This is a genomic window from Geomonas ferrireducens (genome assembly GCF_004917065.1).
Lineage (GTDB): Bacteria > Desulfobacterota > Desulfuromonadia > Geobacterales > Geobacteraceae > Geomonas > Geomonas ferrireducens.
In genome coordinates this window covers 751,116-769,896 of sequence record NZ_SSYA01000002.1, presented here as the reverse complement: position 1 = coordinate 769,896, position 18,781 = coordinate 751,116, and the positions used below count along the sequence as shown (strand labels likewise).

The 18,781-nt window shown below is 60.7% G+C and carries 16 protein-coding genes and 1 tRNA gene; all 17 read left to right on the top strand.

Going from position 1 to position 18,781, the window contains the following annotated elements; genetic code table 11:
* Positions 1–112: 112 nt before the first annotated feature.
* The 17 genes from E8L22_RS12205 (at position 113) to E8L22_RS12125 (ending at position 18,772) form a co-directional block, all read left to right on the top strand.
* Entirely contained in the window at positions 113–1,942 is a 1,830-nt protein-coding gene (locus tag E8L22_RS12205) for a chitobiase/beta-hexosaminidase C-terminal domain-containing protein (protein ID WP_246044628.1), read from the top strand.
* 165 nt (positions 1,943–2,107) lie between these two features.
* Positions 2,108–2,638 carry a hypothetical protein gene (locus E8L22_RS12200; RefSeq protein ID WP_136525438.1) on the top strand — a complete coding sequence of 177 codons (531 nt, stop codon included), beginning with the start codon at positions 2,108–2,110 and terminating at the stop codon, positions 2,636–2,638.
* A 253-nt stretch (positions 2,639–2,891) separates the two neighbouring features.
* Positions 2,892–4,139: a Ni/Fe-hydrogenase cytochrome b subunit gene (gene hybB / locus E8L22_RS12195; RefSeq protein WP_136525437.1), complete on the top strand. Its 1,248-nt coding sequence runs from the start codon at positions 2,892–2,894 to the stop codon at positions 4,137–4,139.
* A 112-nt stretch (positions 4,140–4,251) separates the two neighbouring features.
* The gene (locus tag E8L22_RS12190) at positions 4,252–4,800 is read left to right on the top strand and encodes a thermonuclease family protein (RefSeq protein WP_246044627.1); all 549 of its coding nucleotides are present in this window, start codon (positions 4,252–4,254) and stop codon (positions 4,798–4,800) included.
* Between the two features lie 504 nt (positions 4,801–5,304).
* Complete coding sequence (locus tag E8L22_RS12185) at positions 5,305–6,453, top strand: iron-containing alcohol dehydrogenase (RefSeq protein ID WP_136525435.1); 1,149 nt, start codon at positions 5,305–5,307, stop codon at positions 6,451–6,453.
* 31 nt (positions 6,454–6,484) lie between these two features.
* Positions 6,485–8,143 carry an ATP-binding protein gene (locus tag E8L22_RS12180; RefSeq protein ID WP_136525434.1) on the top strand — a complete coding sequence of 553 codons (1,659 nt, stop codon included), beginning with the start codon at positions 6,485–6,487 and terminating at the stop codon, positions 8,141–8,143.
* A gap of 28 nt (positions 8,144–8,171) precedes the next feature.
* Positions 8,172–9,701 (top strand): sigma-54-dependent transcriptional regulator, encoded by a 1,530-nt coding sequence (locus tag E8L22_RS12175; protein ID WP_136525433.1) that lies wholly within the window; start codon positions 8,172–8,174, stop codon positions 9,699–9,701.
* A 247-nt stretch (positions 9,702–9,948) separates the two neighbouring features.
* The gene (locus E8L22_RS12170) at positions 9,949–11,049 is read left to right on the top strand and encodes a glycosyltransferase family 9 protein (protein ID WP_136525432.1); all 1,101 of its coding nucleotides are present in this window, start codon (positions 9,949–9,951) and stop codon (positions 11,047–11,049) included.
* An 88-nt stretch (positions 11,050–11,137) separates the two neighbouring features.
* A tRNA-Val gene (locus E8L22_RS12165) sits at positions 11,138–11,212 on the top strand.
* Positions 11,213–11,306: 94 nt separating this feature from the next.
* Positions 11,307–13,217 carry a threonine--tRNA ligase gene (gene thrS / locus E8L22_RS12160; protein WP_162604822.1) on the top strand — a complete coding sequence of 637 codons (1,911 nt, stop codon included), beginning with the start codon at positions 11,307–11,309 and terminating at the stop codon, positions 13,215–13,217.
* Between the two features lie 11 nt (positions 13,218–13,228).
* Positions 13,229–13,747, top strand: a complete 519-nt coding sequence (gene infC / locus E8L22_RS12155; protein WP_136525430.1) for a translation initiation factor IF-3 — start codon at positions 13,229–13,231, stop codon at positions 13,745–13,747.
* Positions 13,748–13,774: 27 nt separating this feature from the next.
* Positions 13,775–13,972 carry a 50S ribosomal protein L35 gene (rpmI, locus tag E8L22_RS12150; protein WP_129128247.1) on the top strand — a complete coding sequence of 66 codons (198 nt, stop codon included), beginning with the start codon at positions 13,775–13,777 and terminating at the stop codon, positions 13,970–13,972.
* 167 nt (positions 13,973–14,139) lie between these two features.
* Positions 14,140–14,493: a 50S ribosomal protein L20 gene (rplT, locus tag E8L22_RS12145; protein WP_015720525.1), complete on the top strand. Its 354-nt coding sequence runs from the start codon at positions 14,140–14,142 to the stop codon at positions 14,491–14,493.
* A 75-nt stretch (positions 14,494–14,568) separates the two neighbouring features.
* Entirely contained in the window at positions 14,569–15,585 is a 1,017-nt protein-coding gene (pheS, locus tag E8L22_RS12140; protein WP_136525429.1) for a phenylalanine--tRNA ligase subunit alpha, read from the top strand.
* A 72-nt stretch (positions 15,586–15,657) separates the two neighbouring features.
* Positions 15,658–18,063: a phenylalanine--tRNA ligase subunit beta gene (gene pheT / locus E8L22_RS12135; protein WP_136525428.1), complete on the top strand. Its 2,406-nt coding sequence runs from the start codon at positions 15,658–15,660 to the stop codon at positions 18,061–18,063.
* Positions 18,064–18,149: 86 nt separating this feature from the next.
* Positions 18,150–18,431, top strand: a complete 282-nt coding sequence (locus E8L22_RS12130) for an integration host factor subunit alpha (protein ID WP_136525427.1) — start codon at positions 18,150–18,152, stop codon at positions 18,429–18,431.
* A gap of 2 nt (positions 18,432–18,433) precedes the next feature.
* A complete protein-coding gene (locus E8L22_RS12125) occupies positions 18,434–18,772 on the top strand; it encodes a MerR family transcriptional regulator (protein ID WP_136525426.1) in 339 nt (112 codons plus the stop codon).
* Positions 18,773–18,781: the final 9 nt, after the last annotated feature.

Here is an 18,781-nt window from a genome sequence, read left to right as displayed (position 1 = left end):
TGTCGAAAGGGGATCAAGTAGGTGCCGCATGCCGTGAGTATACGAGCTGGGGGAGATTGCCCAATGGGTGGGAAATTTCACTCAGCCACAGCCAAAAGGAGGAGGCAACGAAATGATGAGAAAAATGTTCGCAGTACTCACCTGTCTGGCCATGGTGTTGGCCCTGTCCGTCCCGATCGCCCTGGCAGGCAGACCGGTGGCCGACAAGACCGCGCCGACCACCACCGCTTCACCGCTGGGCGGCACCTTCACCAGCGCCGTCACCGTGACCCTCTCGGTCAACGAGGCGGCCACCACGTACTACACGACGGACGGCTCCACCCCGACGACCGGCTCCACCGTGTACGGCGCGCCGCTCACCTTCAGCGCCACCACCACGCTGAAGTACTTCTCCAAGGATACCGCCGGTAACCTGGAGACGGTGAAGGCGCAGACCTACACCATCTCCGGCGGCGGCACCTCGACCCACGCCACGCTGACCTGGAGCGGGTACTCCATGTGCTCCACCTGCCACACGAGCCAGGCCCAGGCGATGTACCAGGGCGTGCACTACCAGTGGAAGGGGTCCGCGGCCGAGATGACCACCGGCCCGACCAGCCAGGGGAAGATGGATGCCACCGACGGCTCCTCCGCACTGAACGCCTACTGCATCAACATCCAGGGCAACTGGGGCCCCTGCGCAGCCTGCCACGCGGGTACCGGCGCGAAACCGGTCGCGACCAACAACCCGAGTGCCGCGCAGCTTGCCTCCATAGACTGCCTCATCTGCCATGCCGACGCCACCAACGCTCCCTACAGCCGCGTGCGTAACGCAACCACCGGCCTCTTCGAGCCGGCCGCCGGTCTCAACATGAACCTCGTGGTCCAGAAGGCGGGCCAGAAGCCGACCCGCAAGAACTGCCTCGGCTGCCACGCGAAAGCAGGCGGCGGCGACGCCGTGAAGCGCGGCGACATCGCCCTTGCCTCCGGCACCACCTCCGACGTCCTTTACGATACCCACATGGCGATGGGCAACGGCGGCAACATCCAGTGCCAGGGTTGCCACACCTTCACCGGGCACCGCGTAGCCGGTCGCGGTTCCGACCTCAGGCCCGAGGACAGCACCCTCGAGGTGACCTGCTCCACGAGCGCCTGCCACCCGACCAAGACCACCGCAACCGGCCACGTAACTGCCGCGGTGAACGACCACATCTCCCGCATCGCCTGCCAGACCTGCCACATCAACAAGTACGGCAAGAACGCGAACGACACCGCCGCCACCGAGGCGACCGAGACGAACCGCAACTGGCAGGTGGCCGAGTGGAACGCGACACTGAACCGCTACGAGCCGATGCCGACCAAGGCAAACGACCTGATCCCCAGGTACGCCTTCTGGAACGGCACCTCCTGGGGTAACAACGCCCTGAACGCCGCCGTACTCGATGCAGCCACCGGCGCGTACAAGATCTCCCGCCCGGTCGGCGCCATCACCGACCCGGTCGGCACGAAGCTTTACCCCTTCAAGTACAAGACCGCCAACCAGGCCCTTGCCAACGGTAAGGTGGTCACCATCTCCACCGCCACCTTCTTCGCCACCGGCAACTACGACCAGGCGGTTAAGGACGGCATGGTGTACATGGGGCTTCCGAGCACCACCGCCTACAGCACCGTCACCACCGACGAGCTGCAGGTGCTGAACCACCAGGTGCCGCCGGCAACCGGCAACGTCCTTGCCTGCGCCGCTTGCCACCCGAACGCTTCGGCCACCCAGCTCAAGCTGATCACCAACATGGGCTACGCCCTTAAAGCCGCCCAGTCCGTGGTCTGCGTCCAGTGCCACACGCTGAAGGCCTACTCAGGCGACTACGTCTCCTTCCACGGTCGCCACGTCGACACCCGCGGCAACGACTGCTCCTGGTGCCATAGCTTCTCGCGTCCCGAGAAGGGACTCAAGATGCCGTAATGCCTGATACCTTCAACCTACGTCTGTCCGGTGGGTGCCCGTACGGGCACCCGCCGCATCTGTTCAAGCCGTTGCTGCCTGACCTCCTTGAGGTCGGTACAGGCGGCGCCGGCCACATGCGTTGCATCAACTGCAATCCGAGTATCTGTGAAAAGGGAGGGAAAGATGTTCTGTTTCACCAAGCGTCTGCTTCTTGTCGTTTTGCTTGCCTTCGTGTCGTTGGGTGTCCCACCCAAAGCCCGTGGCGCCGAACCCGGTAATTACACCGTCGAGATCGCCGATGTCGGCAAAAGCGGCGAACTGGCCGCATCGCTAAAGCAGAAGGGATACAACGCCTCCGTACCCGCTAAAAACATGTGGGTGGTGGATCAGCAGAGCAACTGCGCCGTCTGGATCGGCAGGAACGTTCCGCTCGACATCTTGCGCGTCGTCATCCCCGAGGCGATCAAGTCGAACCCATACCTCAAGTTCTTCTACGTCGTCGGTGACCGCGGAGAGAAGCCGCCGCAGTCGGTGGACAACACGGTACACGTCGGGGGAAGCATCGAGGCGGCGCTCGTGAAAAAGCTGAACGTGATCGAGCAGAAGGAGATGCTAGCCGCTCTCGATAAGGCATCGGACCTGGCCTCCCTGCACCAGTACCTGCACGAAAAGAACAAGCCGGTAAAGGATGAGAAGGAGAAGGCCTCACCCTAGACGCTACAAGCCCCTTTCGCCGAAAAACGAGACCGCCCTCCGCATGCCGGGGGCGGTTTTCTTCTGCCTGCGATTTACCGGTTTTCCCTTGTCCTTCCGACGGCAAGCTTCAGCGCTTCATGGACGCTCATGGCTCTTCTACCAGCGCTCCCCGTCCGCCTGTAACCGGCGGTATACGGAATGGTTGACAGCGGCAGGTCTCACCCCTTACACTTGCGACGTTTTCCGTAGCGCCAAGCAGACAGGGACCGAGATGACCAGTGACACAGAACGCCTACCCCAGGGCAATGGAAATATCCTGACCAAGTCCTTCTTCGTTCTCCTCGCCCTGTCCCTGGTCGGTCTCTTCTTCATCGCGGTTCGCTTCGTCAAGGGGATCGGCGCCGTTTCCAACCTAAGCGACGGCTACCCCTGGGGCATCTGGGTTGCCTACGACGTCGCCATCGGCACCGCGGTCACCTGCGGCGGTTACGCCGTCGCCCTCCTGAGCTACATCATCAACCGCGGCCATTACCATTCGCTGGTCAAGTCCGCGATCCTCACGAGCCTATTCGGGTCGTTCCTTGCCGCATCCTCCATCGTGGTCGAGATCGGCCGCCCCTGGAACGCGCACGGTTTCTCGTCCGTCACGAGCTGGCAGCCTAACTCCGCCTTTTTCGAACTGACCCTTTGCGCCCTCGGATACCTGATCGCGCTCTCCCTCGAATACCTGCCGAACCTCTTGCGCCTCATGGGACGGGGCACGCCCACGGCGCTTCGCACCACGATCCTTACGGCACTCATGCGCAGGGGGCTCGCGGCAAGAAGCGGTGAGGGGGGGGATCCCGTTCCCGATCGCAGGCTCTCCGGCGGGATCAACAAGGTCCTCATCTGCATCGCGATTGCCGGGATCGTACTCCCGACCGTGCACCAGTCGGCACTCGGCTCGCTGATGCTGATCGCCTCGACGAAGCTGCACCCGCTTTGGCACAGCCCGTTCCTGCCGCTTTTGTTCCTCATCAACTGCATCTACTTCGGTTACGCCATCGTCATCTTCGTCTCAATCCTTTCCTCCTTCGTCCTGGAGCGCGGCTTCCACAACGCGGAGCTTGCCGCCGTCGGGCGGATCATCCCGTGGCTCACCACCGCATGGCTCACGATAAGGATCGGCGACATCATGCGGCGTGACCAGGTCGCCGCCGTTTTCCACGGCGATTTCTACTCCATATTCTTCCTCGCCGAGTGCTTTCTCATGGCCATAGGCGCGATACCACTTTTCACCGTGGCTAAAAGGCACTCGCCGCGCCGTCTTTTTCTTGCCGCCGTAGTCATGCTTTCAGGCGGCGGTCTGTACCGCTTCAACGTTTACCTGATTGGATTCAACCCGGGTAACGGCTGGCATTATTTCCCATCCTTCGCTGAAGTGATGATCGCAGTGGGCATCGTCTCGATCGAGATACTTGCCTATCAGCTGCTCATCAAGTTTTTGCCGCCGCTTCCGGCACAGCAATTCCGCTCATGAGCATTGCGTTGAGATTTTTGTTTTGCTAACATGGCGCCAGCTACAGATGGGCCACCGGTGCAATAGAGAAGGGGGAGCTTTTTTGAGAAAGGCGGGCGGTTTTTTCGTATTCTTGTCGTGCTGTTTGCTTCTTATTGCCGCTCCGGCGCTCGCGGTAGACCCGCACCATCACGGCAACATCATCGAGGGACTCGTCGTGGGGGTGAGCGAAGGGGATCGTCTCACGGTCAATTCTTTCGGAACCGAAATACCGGTCCGCCTCTACGGCATAGCCGCCCCCCAGACCGCCAAGATCGACAAGTTCACCGGCTGGTACAAGCCGGGGCAGCCTTACGCCGAAGACGCCTTCCGGGCTCTCTCCATCAAAGTCCTGCACCAGGTGGTCAAGATCGAGGTGAAGCAAACCCTGCTTTTCAAAACGCAGCCGAACCAGATCGCCGTGGCGGTCGTCTATCTTGACGGGCGCAATATAAACCTCGAGATGCTCCACGAGGGGTGGGCCTGGGCCTACCGCAGACTTCTGAACCGCGCGGACCACCCGCAGTTCTTCGCCGAGGAACGGATGGCCCGTGCTCGCCGCAACGGCCTGTGGATCCAGGAAAACCCCCAGGCTCCGTGGGAGTTCAAGCCGCACGTGAAGATCAAGGCCAAGCAGAACTGATGCACCCCGCGGCGCACCGCGCCACCTCTGACAACCCCGCTTCCTCCCCGGCACGCTTTCCTCTTGTTTACAGCTAAATAGAATATCAGCGCCCCTGCACCGCCCCGGAGATAGGGGCGTTTCGATGTTACGAGGTAAGTGCCTAAATCGACGGCCACTTTTTCTCCCATCGGTTGACCGGTTCCTCTACGCCAGCCTTCCTTAGTGTTCCATTATGTAACTTTTTTATGTTCCAAAAGGTGACAACTGTTAGATATAGTGACACTGTGTCGACGTCGCTTGCGCCGGGAACGGCAGGTTTTTTTGTCAATTCTGCAAAAGCTAAAAAACTGTCTCACAGTTTTGTATTCAAAGCATTAGCCGCAGTCGCTCATTAGAATTTGGCGCCGCGCTGGAGCGTAATCGCCGTATTGGTATCGATCTTGCCTGTGTATACAAAACGCGCCTGCCATAGGTTCGGCCGGTTCGCCGGCAAAACGGCGCAGACCCTTTAGGAGTTGAAAGATGGATATCAGCAAGTTCGTGGCACCGGAGATCATCTTCGGCAGGGGCTCTTTGAGCCAGATCGGCGAGAGCGTGGTGCGTCTGGGCGTCTCCAAGGTGTTCCTGGTGAGCGACAACGACGTCATCTCCGCGGGGTGGGTGGACACGGCGGTCAAATACCTGCGTGCGGCGGGGCTAGAGACCGTGATCTTCGCCAGTCTCACCAGCAACCCGAAGGACTGCGAGGTCACCGAAGGTGCGGCGCGTTACCTCACCTCCGGCTGCGACGGCATCGTCTCGGTGGGGGGGGGGAGCCCCACCGACGTCGCCAAGGCGATCGCCACCCTCGCCTCCAACGGCGGGCGGCTTAAGGACTACGAGGGGATCAACAAGATCTCCACGCCGCTTCCCCCGATGGTCATCGTCCCGTCCACGGCCGGTGCCGGTTCCGAAGTGAGCCAGTTCACCATCATCGTCGACACGGACCGCAAGCTGAAGATGTCCATCATCTCGCGCTCCCTCATCCCCGACATCGCCATAGTGGACCCCGAGCTCTTGAAGACCAAGGACGCGAAGCTCGCCGCGGCCACCGGGGTCGACGCGCTCACCCACGGCATCGAGTCATACGTCTCGCTCGCCGCCACGCCGCTCACCGACATTCACGCGCTTAAGGCGATCCAGCTCATCTCCAAAAACTTAAGGCGCGCCGTCGCCGAGAGAAGCGACATGGAGGCGAACACCAACATGGCCATGGCGAGCCTCACCGCCGGTCTTGCCTTCTCGAACGCCATCCTAGGCGCGGCTCACGCCATGACGCACCAGGTGGACGGTCTTCTCGACCAGCACCACGGCGAGACGAACGCCTCGATCCTGCCCCACGTCATGCGTTTCAACCTGCAGGCCTGCCCGGAGCGTTTCCGGGATATCGCTGTCGCCATGGGCGAGGATGTGGCCGGGCTCGACGTGATGGCCGCCGCCGAGCGCTCCATCGAGGCGGTCAAGCGTCTCATCGAGGACATCGGTCTTGCCAAGGGGCTCTCGGAGCTAGGCCTCAAGGAGGAGTTCATCCCGCTTTTGAGCGAGAACGCGACCAAAGACGCCTGTCTCGTTACCAATCCGCGCAACGCCACCCGCGAGCAGATCATGGAGATCTACCGTAACGCCATGTAGGCACTGAAGGCCGGTCCTCAGAGGAAGCAACGTGAAAAACAGGGGCAAGCTGCTCGAACAACTGACAGGTGTCGATTCCTCGAAGCTCAACTACTACGTCGAGCTGAAAAAGAGAAACCAGGACGTGCTGAAACAAAACAGCCGCCTGGAGATCCTGCAGCAACTAACCCGCGACATAAACATCGACATGTCGATCGGGGACATCATCGAGAGGGCCTTCAAGAAGCTCCCCGAGGCGCTTCCCTGCGACTTTCTCGCCCTGGCCAAGCTGCAGGACGGAAAGCTGAAGCTCATTGCCGTTTCCCCGAGGGACTTCACCGATCTCGGCTACATCCCGAAGCAGTCCGTCATCTGGAACGCCTTCCGCGACAAGGGGGCCACCAGTTACAACCCGATGCAGGACCCGCTTTGCCTCGCGCGGATGACGAAGAAGCACACCGAACCGTTGCGCTCCCTCGCCGCGGCACCCCTCTTCGAGCGCTCCTCCGTCACCGGTCTTCTCCTGCTCGGGAGTACCATCGATGCCGCCTACGCCCGCGCCGAGCTGAACTTCGTGCAGCACCTGGCCGACCAGCTCGCCATCAGCATGCAGAACGCCAGGCTCTACAAGCAGGTCTCCCGCGCCAAGAAGGAGTGGGAGGCGACGTTCCGCGCGGTGACCGATCCCATTTTCCTGATCGACACCGATTACAACGTGCTTTTGCACAACGGGCAGCTCCCCCCCGGCATGAGCACCCACTGGAACAGGGCCGTCACCAACAAATGCTTCGCCAAGCTGAAAGGGGCGTCCGAGCCGTGCCAGAACTGCCCGCTCCAGGAGATCAAGCAGACCGGCAAGCCGGTTTTCCAGCAGTGGAACACCCCGGAAGGGGAGTCCCTGGAACTCTCCTACTACCCGGTTTTCAACGAGGAGAAGCAGCTCGCCGCGGTCACCATCATCATGAAGGACGTGACCAAGAAGCTGAAGATGGAGGCCCAACTGGTACAGTCCGCCAAGATGGTCGCTCTAGGCGTCATGGCGGCCGGGGTCGCGCACGAACTGAACAGCCCGATGACCGTGATCATCGGTACGGCGCAGATGCTCGCCCGCGACATCCAGAACGATGAGGACACCGAGCGCGCCGAGGCACTCTCCGACATCATAAACTGCGGGCTGCGTTGCAAACGGATCATCCAGAACCTCCTTACCTTCTCTCGGCAGGACCAGGCCCCCTTTACCCGGATCAACCTGAACGCAGAGGCGGAACGCGTCCTCGACATGATCCAGTACCAGATCAACCGCAGCCAGATCGCGATTTTCGAGCACTTCGACCGCGAGCTCCCAAAGATAAAGGCGAACGGTCCCCAGATACAGCAGGTGCTCACGAACTTCCTGATCAACGCGCGCGACGCCCTCAACGAGATCGAAGGGAAAGAGAAGGTGATCGAGGTGGCGACCTCGCTGCGCATCGAGGGGGGGCGCCGCTGGGCGGTGCTCAGCGTGTCCGACAACGGCATCGGGATCGCGCCGGAAAACGTTACCAAGATATTCACCCCGTTTTACACCAGCAAGGAAGCGACCAAAGGGACCGGCCTCGGTCTCTCGGTCAGCCTCGGCATCGCGGAGTCCCACCACGGCAGGATCGAGGTGGAGAGCACGCCGGGGCAGGGGAGCTGTTTCAGCCTGGTGCTGCCGGTGGACGAGGCATGATTATTCAATACGAACTGTGGAGCTGGCCGTGAGTGATTCTTTAACGCAGGTTTTGATCATAGACGACGAGAGGGATGTCTGTACCTTCTTCAAGCGCCTCCTGGCGCGCAGGGGGTACGAGGTGGTGACCGCGGCTAACGAGCCTGAGGCGATGGCCGCACTGGAGTCGGGGCGCTTCAACGTGGCCCTGGTCGATCTCAAGCTCCCCGACACCGACGGCATCACGCTTTTGGAGATCATCAAGTCGCGTCAGCCTGACTGCGAAGTGATCATCATGACCGGCTACTCGACGGTGAAAACCGCGGTCACCGCCATGCAGCTTGGCGCCTACGAATACCTAGAGAAGCCCTTCGACGACATCGACATGATCGAGCAGCTGGTCGCCAGGGCCGCCGGAGCGGGCGCCGTGCACAGAAGGGGGGAAGCTTCCGTAGACGAATGGTCCGAGGTCGCGCAGGGGGTAGGCTTCCGGGTCGGCAGCGCGCCCTCGATGAAGCGGATGGTTTCACTCGCGTACAAGGTTGCCGGCAAGGACATCTCCGTCTTGATCCAGGGGAAGACCGGCACCGGCAAGGAGGTGCTCGCCCGCTTCATCCATGCCGCCTCCGCGCGCGCCGGTCAGCCCTTCATCCCGGTGAACTGCGGCGCCCTTCCTGAGAACCTGCTGGAAAGCGAGCTCTTCGGGCATGAGAAGGGGGCCTTCACCGGCGCGAACCAGACCAGGCGCGGCATCTTCGAGCTCGCCAACAACGGGACCCTCCTTCTGGACGAGATCGGTGACGCGACGCCGCAGATCCAGGTTAAGCTCTTGCGCGTGCTGGAGACCGGCGAATTCATGCGGGTAGGGGGGGAGCGCCCGATCAAGACCGACGTGCGCGTCATAGCGGCGACCAACGTCGACCTCGAGCAGGCGATCCGCGAGAAGACCTTCCGCGAGGACCTCTTTTACCGGCTGAACGTCGTGCGCCTCGAGATCCCGTCGCTTAGTGCACGCAGCGAAGACATCCCGCTTTTGGCCGAACACTTCGTGCAGCAATTGAACCGCGAACTGCGTCTCGCCCCCGGCACCGTGCGACTTTTGCAGGGGTACTCCTGGCCAGGAAACATAAGGGAGTTAGCCAACGTGATGCGTCGTGCCGTCGTCATCTGTAACGGCGACACCATCCTGCCCGAACACCTAGGGGGGACTTTTCTGGCCGGTCCGTCCGCCGCGCGACGTACCGAAACCGCCGTCACCGCGGCAGCTCAGACCTCAGCGGCACCCGGGGCAGAACTGGTCGAGCAGTGCGGGAGCTTTGAAGCGCTCGAGCGGATGGGAGCCGAAGAGCTGAACCGGATGCTCAGCTCGCTGCGCCAGGCCCAGTCCAACCTGCTGGCGGTCATGCGCAGGAAGAAGATCGTTCCTCCCATGCACGCCCTGAAGGATTCCGAAGCCGAAACCATCAAGGAGGCGCTTTCCCAGTATGACGGCAACATCACCGAAGCCGCCAAGGCGCTCGGCATCGCCAGGAACACCCTCTACCGGAAGATGAAGGAGCTTGAGCTGCCGGGGCGCTGAGGAAGAAGGCACACCGCCGCGCAGCCGCGCCGTTCCAGAAAACTTCCCCCTCCCAGACCCTCCCCCTCCGGGGGAGGGATGCCCCCCTTGCGCAAGTCCACGCTTAGTCCACCGCTTCCGTCCATCGCTCCTCCCCCTGGAGGGGGAGGTCGGGAGGGGGGGACCCGGTTGCAAAAGCGCGCCGTTTTCTGTAAAGATAGTGCGCACCGGCGCCTACCGGCGCCGACGATCCCACGGAGGACCCCTCTTGCAACCGACCCTCTTGAAAAAAATCGACTCCATCGCCGGTCCCCTGCTGTCCCATCTCTTGCCGCGTCGCCGCCGCCCCGGCACCACCAGCGCGCCGCAAAGCGCCCTCGTCATACGCCCCGGTGGGATCGGTGACGCCATACTCCTCATCCCCGTGCTGCGCGCGCTTAAGTCCGCTTACCCCGCCTGCCGCATCGAGATCCTCGCCGAGACCAGAAACGCCGCGGCTTTCGAGTTCTGCCCCGGGCTCGATGCCGTGCACCGCTACGACGCCCCCGGAGAGCTTTCCAGCGTCCTGCGCAACCGCTACGACCTCGTCATCGACACCGAGCAGTGGTACCGCCTCTCGGCGCTCGTCTCCCGTGCGGTGCGTGCCGGCCGTTCCATCGGTTTCGCCACCAACGAGAGAAAGAGGCTCTTCACCGACGCCGTCCCCTACGCCCTCGACGAGTACGAGCCGTATTCCTTCTTCCGCCTGCTGGCCCCTCTCGGCATCGAGGCGCCGTCCGAACTCCCCGTTCCCTTCCTGACCCTCTCACCGGAGGCGGTGGAGGGGGCTCAGCGCCTTTTGGCCTATATCGGCGAGCGCCCATTCGTCGCTATCTTTCCCGGAGCGAGTGTTCCGCGCAAGGAATGGGGCATCGGCCGGTTCCGTCAGGTTGCCTCCTCAGCCGTGCTGGCCGGATACGCGGTCGTCCTTCTGGGCGGGGAAGGGGAAGCTGAGGCGTGCGAGATGATTGCCCGGTCCACAGGTGCGCTTGACCTTGCGGGGAAGGGGAGCCTCGCCGAAAGTGCTGCCGTGATCGGCAAAGCAAAGGCGCTTCTCTCCGGCGACTCCGGCCTTCTGCATATCGCAGCCGGTCTCGGTACGCCAACCGTTTCGCTCTTCGGGCCGAGCGATCCCGCCAAATGGGCCCCCAAGGGGGAGCGCCACCGCGTTTTCGCCTCGACCCTTTCCTGTGCTCCATGCTCTAGGTGGGGGACCATCCCCCCCTGTTCACATGAGGGGAGTTGCGTCGATGCCGATCCATCAGAGGTCTCAAGGGCGCTGATTCGGCTGCTTGACGAAGCATGTGCGGGGACGCCGTCTCTCCAATGAGAAAAATTCATGTGCTCGAAAATAAAACCTTGACTTTGAAACTACGAATTGGTACAAAGTTCAAGTTCCACGAAGCAGCAATAAAAACAGGCGCGTAGCTCAGGGGTAGAGCACTAGCTCGACACGCTAGGGGTCGGCGGTTCGAAACCGCCCGCGCCTACCAATTAAACAGAGACCTTCAGTACGAGGTTCGACGGAGGCATCGAGTTTCGATGCCTCTTTCTGTTTGTATTCGATTTTCTCAAAAGGGGTCTTGCATGAACGAGATTAAGGTCACGCTTCCGGACGGTTCCCAAAGGCCCTTGCCTGAAGGCTCCTCTATCTACGATCTGGCCGCCTCCATCGGGGCTGGTCTTGCCAAGGCTGCCATCGCCGGCAAAATCGACGGCAACCTTGTCGACCTGAACACCAAGCTCGCCGACGGCGCCCGCGTCGAGATCGTCACGGAGAAAAGCCCCGAGGCGGTCGAGATCATCAGGCACTCGACCTCGCACCTGATGGCCCAGGCGGTGAAGGCGCTCTTCCCGCAGGCCAAGGTGACCATCGGTCCCGCCATCGAGACCGGTTTCTACTACGACTTCGACGTCGACCATCCCTTCACCCCGGAAGACCTCGAGAAGATCGAGGCGAAGATGCGCGAGCTCGCCAAGGCCGATCTCAAGATCGTCCGCTCCGAGCTTACCAGCGCTGACGCCGTTGAACTCTTCAAGAAGATGGGTGAGAGCTACAAGGTCGAACTGATCGAGGATCTCGGCGCCGACAAGGTCTCCCTTTACACCCAGGGTGACTTCGCCGACCTCTGCCGCGGACCGCATCTGCCGAGCACCTCCTGGTGCAAGGCGTTCAAACTTACTTCCATCGCAGGCGCCTACTGGCGCGGCGACGAAAAGCGCGCCATGCTGCAGCGCGTCTACGGCACCGCCTTTGCCGACAAGAAGGAACTGGAGGCTTACCTCGAGAGGATCGAGGAGGCGAAGAAGCGCGACCACAGGAAACTCGGCCGCGAACTCGACCTCTTCTCCTTCAACGACGAGGTCGGCGCCGGCCTGGTTATCTGGCACCCGAAAGGGGCGATGCTGCGCACCATCCTCGAGGACTTCGAGAGGAAGGAGCACTTAAAGCGCGGCTATGACATCGTCCAGGGGCCGCAGATCCTGAAGACCGAACTCTGGCAGCGTTCCGGCCACTACGAGAACTACCGCGAGAACATGTACTTCACCACGGTGGACGAGCAGAGCTACGGCGTGAAGCCGATGAACTGCCTGGCCCACATGATGATCTACCGCTCGCAGCTTCGCTCCTACCGCGACCTGCCGCTGCGCTACTTCGAGCTCGGCACGGTGCACCGTCACGAAAGGGCGGGCGTCCTCCACGGCCTTCTGCGCGTACGCGGCTTCACCCAGGACGACGCGCACATCCTCTGCACCCCGGAACAGCTGGACGGCGAGATCAAGGGGGTCATCCAGTTCGTCACCGAGGTGATGGCGATCTTCGGCTTCGAGTTCGAGATGGAGCTTTCCACCCGTCCGGAGAAGTCGATCGGCTCCGATGATGCATGGGAACTTGCCACCAACGCGCTTCTGAATGCACTGAAGGATTCCGGTCGTCCCTATGAGATAAACGAGGGCGACGGTGCATTCTACGGGCCGAAGATAGACATCAAGCTGCGCGATGCTCTTGACAGAAGATGGCAATGTGCTACTATCCAGTGCGATTTTACCCTTCCGGAGCGTTTCGATCTCACCTATGTCGACGCGGATGGTGAAAAGAAACGCCCTGTCATGGTGCACAGGGTTATCCTTGGCGCCATTGAGCGCTTCATCGGTGTCCTCATCGAGCACTTCGCCGGAAACTTCCCGACTTGGCTGGCACCGGTTCAGGCGACCGTTCTTACGGTTACCGACAACCAGATTCCCTACGCACAGGCTGCGTTCGACAAGCTGCGTGCCGCGGGCGTGCGGGTTCAGAAGGATTTCAGAAACGAAAAGCTCGGCTTCAAGATCCGCGAGGCCCAGCTGCAGAAGATACCGTACATGCTGGTGGTGGGGGACAAGGAGGTCGAAGGCGGCCTGCTCGCGCCTCGTTTCCGCGACGGCAAGAACCTCGAAGCGATGACTCCCGAACAGTTCATCGCCTTCATTGAGAACGAAGTTAAAACCTACAAATAGGAGGTGGCGTCATAGCTAAACCTACAGTCAACATCAATCAGACAATCAGGGCCAAAGAGGTAAGGGTAGTAGGTGCCGAAAGTGAGCAGCTTGGTATTCTTCCGCTTCGCGAGGCTCTGGCGTTGGCTGAGAGTCAGCAACTCGATCTGGTAGAGGTTTCGCCGACGGCCGTTCCCCCTGTCTGCCGTATCATGGATTACGGCAAGTTCAAATATCAGCAGGCTAAGAAGCAGGCTGAGGCAAAGAAGAAGCAGGTGCAGGTCGAGCTGAAGGAAGTGAAGCTTCGTCCGAAGACCGATACGCACGACCTGGAGTTCAAGGTTAAGCACGTACGTCGCTTCCTGGAAGAAGGGAACAAGGCGAAGATCACGGTCGTTTTCCGCGGTCGTGAGATCACGCACCAGGAACTCGGCATGGCCGCACTGGAAAAGATAACCGCCGAACTCGCCGATATCGGCGTGGTCGAGGTAAAGCAGAAGATGGAAGGGCGCAGCATGTTCATGATCATCGCCCCCAAAGTAAAAAAATAAACACCACAACAAAGGAGTAGTAAAACAATGCCTAAAATGAAGACCCATAGGGGCGCCGCCAAGCGTTTCAGCAAGACCGGCACAGGCAAAATCAAGATGGCTCACGCCTTCACCAGCCACATCCTGACCTCCAAGACCAGGAAGACCAAGCGCAACCTCCGTAAAAGCGGTATCGTAGCAGCCTCCGACCACAAGAACATCTGCTGCCTGATCCCCTACAAATAACATCGGGACTGGGGGCTGGGGACTAGGGACTGGAACACCGGCACCGGGGTGCGCCTCGGAGCTGTTCGTCTTCAACCGCCGTTTTCGCCCGTTACCGAAGTCCGAGAACCGTGAGGAAACGTCTCCCCTTGCGGATCCGGCTAATTTAAAGACCAGAAGGAGTATGTATGCCAAGAGTAAAGCGCGGTTTTAAAGCGAGACAGAGAAGAAACAAAGTATTGAAACTTGCCAAGGGCTACCGCGGCGCGAGAAGCAAACTGTTCAGGAGCGCCACCGAAGCGGTGGACCGCGCACTGAACTACGCGTTCAGGGACAGAAGGGTGAAAAAGCGGGACTTCAGGGCCCTCTGGATCACCAGGATCAACGCTGCGGCAAGGATCAACGGTCTTTCCTACAGCAAGCTGATCCACGGTCTGAAGCTCGCCAACGTAGAAATCGACAGGAAAGTGATGGCCGACCTAGCCGTTTCCGACCCGAAAGGTTTCGCAGCTATCGCGGCAGCAGCCAAAGCAAAATTTTAATACATACCGCGGGCATAAAGAGAAATGGGATAGCGATGTCCCATTTCTTTTTTTTTCCGAAGATAGGGTCATGCGATGAAGGATAAACTGGAAGCACTTTTAGAAGAGGCCCTCTCCGAGCTGGCTCAGGCCTCCACGGAAGAGGGGCTGCAGGAACTCCGGGTCAAGTACCTGGGCAAGAAGGGGGCGCTCACCGGCGTCATGAAAGGGCTCGGTGCGCTTTCCCCCGAGGAAAGGCCTCTGGTCGGCCAGGTGGTGAACACCGTGAAGGCGAAGCTCGAGGATGCGCTCGATGCGCGCGGCAGCCAGGTGCGCGAGACGGCCAAGGCCGCCAGGCTCGCCGGTGAGAAGATCGACGTGACCCTGCCGGGCAGGCGCCAGGCGATGGGCTCCAAGCACCCGATCACCCTGGTGACCGAGGAGATCTGCTCCATCTTCGGCGCGCTCGGTTTCGCCGTTGCGGAAGGTCCCGAGGTCGAGCTCGACTTCTACAACTTCGAGGCGCTGAACCTCCCGAAGGACCACCCCGCGCGCGACATGCAGGACACCTTCTACTTCGGCGAGAGCGTCCTTCTCCGGACCCACACCTCTCCGGTGCAGATCCGCACCATGCTGAAGCAGCCCCCGCCGGTGCGCATCATTGCACCGGGGACCGTGTACCGCTGCGACTCCGACGCCACCCATTCCCCGATGTTCCACCAGATCGAGGGGCTCATGGTCGACAAGGGGATCACCTTCGGCGATCTCAAGGGTATCCTGACCCTCTTCATCAGCCAGCTCTTCGGCAAGGACATCGGCGTTAGGCTCCGTCCCTCCTTCTTCCCGTTCACCGAACCCTCCGCCGAGGTCGACATCGCCTGCGTCATCTGCCGCGGCAAGGGGTGCCGGGTCTGCAAGGAGACCGGGTGGCTCGAGATTCTGGGCGCCGGCATGGTCGACCCCGAGGTTTACCGCCACGTGGGGTACGACTCGGAGCAGTACACCGGCTTCGCGTTCGGCATGGGGATCGAGAGGATCGCGATGCTCAAGTACGGCATCGCCGACATGAGGCTTCTCTTCGAGAACGACCTCAGGTTCCTGAAGCAATTTTAAAAAGAGCTGAACAGGGATGAAGGGTCCGCACCTTCATCCCTGTTAATTGATTTTCCATTTGAAGGAATCGATATGATAGTTACCTATAACTGGATCAAGGAATTCGTCGATTGCGACCTCCCGGCGGCTGAACTCTCGCATCTGCTCACCATGCTCGGCCTCGAGGTCGAGCGCATGGAAGAGGTCGGCGGCGGCATGGACGACGTCGTCGTGGCCCGGGTGGTGGAAAAGAACCAGCACCCCAACGCGGACAAGCTTTCCCTGTGCAAGGTCGACAACGGAAGCGAGATCGTGAACGTCGTCTGCGGCGCGCAGAACTTCAAGGCCGGCGACAAGGTCGCCCTGGCCCAGATCGGCGCGACGCTCCCCGGTGACTTCAAGATCAAGCGCTCGAAGATCCGCGGCGAGGAGTCCTGCGGCATGCTATGTTCCGAGAAGGAGCTTGCCCTCTCCGCCGAGTCCTCCGGGATCATGATCCTCCCCGAAAGCTACACCCTCGGTACTCCGCTTTTCGACGCGCTCGGGACCAAGGACGTCATATTCGAGATCGGGCTCACCCCGAACCGTGCCGACTGCCTGAGCGTCGTCGGCATCGCGCGCGAGGTCGCCGCGAAGCTCGGCAAAAAGGTGCACTACCCGGGCCTCGAGGTAAAAGAGGAAGGGGCGCCCGTCGCGTCGATTGCAAGCGTCGAGATCCTCGCACCGGAACTCTGCCCGCGCTACACCGCGCGCCACATCACCGGATGCACGCTCGCCGACTCCCCTGCCTGGCTCGCCAACCGGCTCATGGCCGCCGGGATCCGCTCCATCAACAACATCGTCGACGTGACCAACTACGTGCTCCTCGAGTACGGTCACCCGCTGCACGCCTTCGACTACAAGCTCCTGTCGGGCGGAAAGATCGTCGTTGCCGCGGCGGGCGAGGGGGAGAAGTTCACCACCCTCGACGGCCAGGAGAGAACCCTCACCTCGAACGATCTCACCATCCGTGACGGCGCGAAGGCGGTGGCCCTTGCCGGCATCATGGGTGGCGGTAACTCCGAAATAGGGGAGGGGACCACCGAGGTGCTTCTCGAGAGCGCCTATTTCAACCCGTCCGCCATCCGCAAGACCTCCAAGCGTCTCGGGATCCACACCGAGTCGTCGCACCGCTTCGAACGCGGGGCGGACGTCGCCGGGCTCACCCGCGCCCTCGATCGCGCCGCCCAGCTCATCGCCGAGCTTTCCGGCGGCAAGGTCGCCAAGGGGATCATCGACGTCTATCCGGCGCCGGTCGAGCCGCGCGTCATCACCGCGCGCCTGTCGCGCATCAACGCCGTCTGCGGTCTGGATCTTTCCGCCGCCGAGGTGCAGGACATCTTCGAGCGCCTCGAATTCGAGGTGAAGCAGGGCGAGCCTGGTGTCTTCACCGTGAAGGTGCCGCTTTTCAGGGTCGACATAGAGCGCGAGATAGACCTCATCGAAGAGGTGGTCCGCGTGAACGGCTTCGAGAAAGTACCCGCCACGCTGCCGCAGGCGTCGGTCTTCTCCGATCTCCCTTCCGACACACAGCGCCTGGCTGGGAGGGTGAAGGGGCTTCTGGTCTCCCACGGCCTCTCCGAGGTGATCAATTACAGTTTCGTCGCACCTTCTTCCTGCGAAAAAATCATGCTCCCGGCGGACGACTTCCGCAGCAACGGCATGGTCCTTTTGAACCCGATCTCGGACGAACTCTCCGTCATGCGCACCACCATGCTCCCGGGGCTTTTGGACACCGCGGTCAAGAACGTAAGCTTCAGGACGCTGAACCTCGGCATCTTCGAGATGCGTCGCATCTACCTTCCCGTCGAGGGGGCCGAGCTCCCCGAAGAGCCGCTCTACATTTCCGCTCTGCTGACCGGAAGGCGCGACCCCGAGGGGTGGAACCAGGCCAAGGGTGATATCGACTTCTTCGACGTCAAGGGTATCGCCGAGAACCTCTTAGCCGACCTGAACGTAGGCGGGGTCAACTACAGCGTCGAGGAGCTCGATCCGTACTACCATCCAGGCAAGGCCTGCCGCATCCTGAGCGGCAAGAAAGTGCTCGGCTCCATGGGAGAGCTCCATCCGACCGTACAGGAGAACTACGGCATCTCCACGCCGCTTTACTACCTGGAACTCAACTTCGAGGCGCTTCTCTCCGCGCGGAAGAAACAGGGTGCCGCCCAGGTCCCCTCGCGCTTCCCGTCCACCTTCCGCGACATCGCCATGCTCCTGCCGCGGGAACTTCCCGTCTCCGACGTGGTTTCGTGCGTGAACGGCGTAAAGGCGCCCGAGCTGGAAGGGGTGGAAATCTTCGACTTGTACATGGGTGGGAATATTGCGGCTCATGAGAAGAGTGTCGCCATTCGCGTGCGCTACGGGTCGAAGGAGAAGACCCTTACCGACGAAGAAGTAACCCGTCTGCACACGAAGGTAACCGAGGCACTGCAGAAAAAATTAAATGTTTCCTTCAGATAAAAACGGTTGCGAAATCGAAAACGCTATGGTATTAGATTAAGCCGCTGTTGAGAACACACTGAAATGTTTAACCTGTTGAGGGGATTATGACCAAAGCGGACATCGTAGAAAAAATTTATGAGAAGGTCGGTTTCTCCAAGAAAGAATCCGCCGAACTCGTTGAGACGGTCTTCGACCTGATTAAGTCCACTCTTGAAGACGGCGACAAAATCAAGATTGCCGGCTTCGGCAACTTCGTAGTGAAAGAGAAGTCCGACCGTCGCGGCAGGAACCCGCAGACCGGCGAAGAGATCACCATCGTTGCTCGCAAGATCCTCACCTTCAAACCGAGCCAGGTACTGAAGAGCGCGATCAACACCCAGCCGTAATCATGGCGACCGGCACCCCGGACAAGCTTTACCTCAGAATCGGCGAGGTGTCCGCGGTAACTGGCCTTCCAACCTCGGTGCTGCGTTACTGGGAGACGGAATTCCCGGGATTGGCACCAAGGAAAAGCAGCAGCGGCCAAAGGCTTTACTCCAAGAAGGACGTAGAGCTGGTCCACGAGATAAAAGATCTTCTGTACGCCGAAAAGCTGACCATCGAGGGAGCTAGAAAGCGTCTGGAAGCGAAGAAAAAGTACCGAAAATCTGACCTTTCCGGCGAAGCGCTTGCGGCACTGCTTCAGGATGTGAAGCTGGAATTGATGAATTTGCGGGATCAGTTGTAATTATCAGGT

Excerpts from the sequence above, each read along its gene's own strand:
- E8L22_RS12205 (WP_246044628.1), top strand. The coding sequence starts at position 113 with ATGATGAGAAAAATGTTCGCAGTACTCACCTGTCTGGCCATGGTGTTG.
- E8L22_RS12200 (WP_136525438.1), top strand. The coding sequence starts at position 2,108 with ATGTTCTGTTTCACCAAGCGTCTGCTTCTTGTCGTTTTGCTTGCCTTC.
- hybB (WP_136525437.1), top strand. The coding sequence starts at position 2,892 with ATGACCAGTGACACAGAACGCCTACCCCAGGGCAATGGAAATATCCTG.
- E8L22_RS12185 (WP_136525435.1), top strand. The coding sequence starts at position 5,305 with ATGGATATCAGCAAGTTCGTGGCACCGGAGATCATCTTCGGCAGGGGC.
- thrS (WP_162604822.1), top strand. The coding sequence starts at position 11,307 with ATGAACGAGATTAAGGTCACGCTTCCGGACGGTTCCCAAAGGCCCTTG.
- rpmI (WP_129128247.1), top strand. The coding sequence starts at position 13,775 with ATGCCTAAAATGAAGACCCATAGGGGCGCCGCCAAGCGTTTCAGCAAG.
- rplT (WP_015720525.1), top strand. The coding sequence starts at position 14,140 with ATGCCAAGAGTAAAGCGCGGTTTTAAAGCGAGACAGAGAAGAAACAAA.
- pheS (WP_136525429.1), top strand. The coding sequence starts at position 14,569 with ATGAAGGATAAACTGGAAGCACTTTTAGAAGAGGCCCTCTCCGAGCTG.
- pheT (WP_136525428.1), top strand. The coding sequence starts at position 15,658 with ATGATAGTTACCTATAACTGGATCAAGGAATTCGTCGATTGCGACCTC.
- E8L22_RS12130 (WP_136525427.1), top strand. The coding sequence starts at position 18,150 with ATGACCAAAGCGGACATCGTAGAAAAAATTTATGAGAAGGTCGGTTTC.
- E8L22_RS12125 (WP_136525426.1), top strand. The coding sequence starts at position 18,434 with ATGGCGACCGGCACCCCGGACAAGCTTTACCTCAGAATCGGCGAGGTG.